The sequence below is a fragment of the Verrucosispora sp. SN26_14.1 genome, from assembly GCF_004307965.1.
Lineage (GTDB): Bacteria > Actinomycetota > Actinomycetes > Mycobacteriales > Micromonosporaceae > Micromonospora.
Map to the genome: position 1 here is coordinate 1 of NZ_SISL01000702.1, position 2,073 is coordinate 2,073.

Consider the following 2,073-nt stretch of genomic DNA (forward strand, 5'->3'; position numbering starts at 1 on the left):
CGACCGTCGGATCCACAGCGCGACGGTCGCGGCCACCAGCGCCAGCCAGGCCAGCGTGCTGGGGCTCTGCGGGTCGAGCCGGGCCACCACGCCACGCAGCGACTGGTTGGAGACGAAGGCCAGCTCACCGACCCGGCCGGTGTTCCACAACGCCGAGGTCCAGAACTCGCGGGCCGCGTCCGGGAACAGCGCGGCGGCCAGCACGGTCGCCCCGGCGGCGGTGCCGGTGGCGGTCAGCGCCGCCCGCCAGCGACCGGTGGCCAGCAGATAGATCAGGAAGATGCCGGGCGTGAGCTTGATCGCGGTGGCCAGGCCGATGCCGACGCCGGCCCACCTGCTGTCGCGTGGCAGCAACCGCAGCAGGTCCACCGCGACCAGGAACAGCAGCAGCGTGTTGACCTGGCCGAAGTTGATGGTCTCGCGCATCGGCTCGAACGCGGCGGCCAGGCAGAGCGCCACCGCGAACGCGAACCACCGGGTCCAGCCCGCGCGGCGGGACACCGGGTCCAGCAGCCACCAGATCAGCACCGCGGCGGTGGCCACCCCGGCGGCCACGCTCACCACGATCGCCCCGTGCCAGGACAGGTACGCCATCGGCAGCATCACCAGCGCGGCGAACGGCGGGTAGGTGAAGCCGTACTGGGTGCCCGGCTTGAGGTAGTCGTAGATCTCGCCGCCGTCGTGCACCCACCAGACCAGCGCGCCGCGATAGACGTGCAGGTCGAAGAAGCCGTGCCGGACCGCCGCCACGGAGAGGAACGCGGTCACCGCGACGGCGAGTACGACCACTGCGACGACCTGTCCGACCGTCCGCCTGGCACCCTGCGCCACCGTCGCCTCCCTCACCCTGCGTAGGCTGTCGTCCCATGGCTCTGGGGTTTGTCCGCCCGGCGCGTCCGGAGGACGTCGCCGAGATCGCCCGCATCCAGCTCGCGACCTGGCGGGTCGCCTACCGGCGGCTGCTGCCCCGGCACGTGCTGGAGAACCTCGACGAGGCGTGGCTCGCGCGGCGGTGGGACGCCGCGGTGCGCCAGCCGCCCGGTGAGACCCATCGGGTGCTGGTCGCCGTCGAACAGGCCGAGCAATCGTATCTGGTGGGCTTCGCCGCCTCCGGGCCGGTCGACGCGGAGGCGCTGGCCCCGAACGAGCCCGCCGACGCGCTCGGCGCCGACGTGGTGGCGGTGACCGACCTGCTGGTGGAGCCGCGCTGGGGCCGGCGCGGACACGGCAGCCGGCTGCTCGCCGCCAGTGTGGACCTGTGGCGGGAGTCCGGCTTCACCCGGGCCGTCTCCTGGGTCTTCGAGGGCGACGAGGCGTCCCGGAAGTTCCTCGGCGCGGCCGGCTGGGAGCCCGACGGGGCGGGGCGGGCGCTGGACGTGGACGACATGCTGGTGCCGCAGCTGCGCCTGCACGTGGCGGTGCCCGCCGAGGCGGACTGAGCGGCCGTCGGACGGCCGGGGCTGCGGCAGCACCACGACGGAGATGTACTGCCACCCCGGTGCCTGTCGAGCTGAGAGCAGAGACGGATCACCGACGGCCGACTCGGCAGCGAGCAGCCAGCGACGGCTCGTCCGGCAGCGACGGATCACACGTAGCCGGCCGACGGTGACGGGCAGCCGACGGTGACGGGCAGCCGACGGTGACGGGCGGCCGACCGGGCCGCGATAGCGCAGACGGTTCAGCTCGACAGTGCCCGAAGCAGGGGTAGGACACCGCCTCGGTCCGTCGCGGCAACCCCCGTCCGTCACGGCAGCCCCCGTCCGTCACGGCAGCCTCGGTCCGTCACGGCAACCCCGGTCCGGGAGGGGTCCGCGTCGGGCGTGGCGGCCGCCCGGGTCGGGCTCAGTCGAGCAGCGGGTCCAGGCCGAGAGTCAGACCGGGTCGGCCGGGCACCGCGCGGACGGCCAGCAGCACGCCGGGCATGAACGAGACCCGGTCGTACGAGTCGTGCCGGATGGTCAGCGTCTCGCCGGTGGTGCCGAAGAGCACCTCCTGGTGGGCGAGCAGGCCGGTGGCCCGGACCGCGTGCACGCGCACCCCCTCGACGTCGGCGCCCCGGGCACCGGGCGGTCT

At 74.1% G+C, this 2,073-nt stretch carries 3 protein-coding genes; 1 reads left to right on the plus strand and 2 read right to left on the minus strand.

Features of this window, described 5'->3' with window-relative positions:
* The coding region (locus EYA84_RS31080) for a glycosyltransferase family 87 protein (protein WP_131057757.1) at positions 1-831 on the minus strand (831 nt) is incomplete at its 3' end.
* A 35-nt stretch (positions 832-866) separates the two neighbouring features.
* On the opposite strand from EYA84_RS31080, the gene EYA84_RS31085 reads away from it, so the two are divergent.
* Positions 867-1,439, plus strand: a complete 573-nt coding sequence (locus tag EYA84_RS31085; RefSeq protein WP_131057756.1) for a GNAT family N-acetyltransferase — start codon at positions 867-869, stop codon at positions 1,437-1,439.
* A gap of 403 nt (positions 1,440-1,842) precedes the next feature.
* Here the strand turns inward: EYA84_RS31085 and EYA84_RS31090 are convergent.
* On the minus strand, positions 1,843-2,073 hold a 231-nt coding region (locus EYA84_RS31090), incomplete at its 5' end, for a dihydrodipicolinate reductase C-terminal domain-containing protein (protein ID WP_275540827.1).